This is a genomic window from Janibacter sp. LM (assembly GCF_039631275.1).
Taxonomy (GTDB): domain Bacteria; phylum Actinomycetota; class Actinomycetes; order Actinomycetales; family Dermatophilaceae; genus Janibacter; species Janibacter terrae.
In genome coordinates this window covers 1-682 of sequence record NZ_JBDIVG010000088.1, presented here as the reverse complement: position 1 = coordinate 682, position 682 = coordinate 1, and the positions used below count along the sequence as shown (strand labels likewise).

General features: G+C 68.0%; 1 protein-coding gene. It reads right to left on the bottom strand.

From position 1 onward, the window contains the following. A partial coding sequence (locus tag ABC138_RS17565; protein ID WP_345914470.1) for an IS3 family transposase occupies positions 1–682 on the bottom strand: 682 nt, incomplete at both ends.

The following is a 682-nucleotide window of genomic DNA, read 5'->3' as shown; positions in this document are numbered from 1 at the left end:
TCTCCATGGCTGCGTTGTCGCCGGCCGCGCCGACTCGGCCCATCGATCCGACCATGCCGTGACGGTTGAGCGCGTGGACGTACTTCCGGCTACGGAACTGGCTGCCGCGGTCGCTGTGGATCGCGCAGCCGGCGACATCGCCCCCTTCCAGTTGCCGCCTGGCGACAGCGTTGTTGAGCGCTGTCACTGCGAGGCGGGACTTCATCCGGTCGCTGACGGAGTAGCCGACGATCCGGTTGGAGTGGACGTCCTTGATCGCGCAGAGGTAGAGCTTGCCCTCTGCTGTGCGGTGCTCGGTGATGTCAGTGAGCCAGAGCCTGTTCGGGGCATCGGCGTTGAACTCGTGCCGAACCCGACCCTTGTCGTCGACCACGGCGCACAGGTCGTCGTGGACCGGCGGGCCGGGCTTCTTGGCCTTGCCTCGCTTGGGCTTGCCGAACGCTGACCACCAGCCCAGCTGCGAGCAGATCCGCCATGCGGTCCGCTCGGCCATCGGCTCACCGGCTTCGCGCGCCTCGTCGACCAGGAACCGGTAACCGAACTCGGGATCGTCGCGGTGGGCGTCGAACAGGGCGTTGGCGCGGTAGGCCTGCTCGAGCTCGGCGTCGGTGACCGGGTTGGCGAGCCAGCGGTAATAGGGCTGGCGCGCGATCTTGAGCACCCGGCACGTCACCGTCACGGG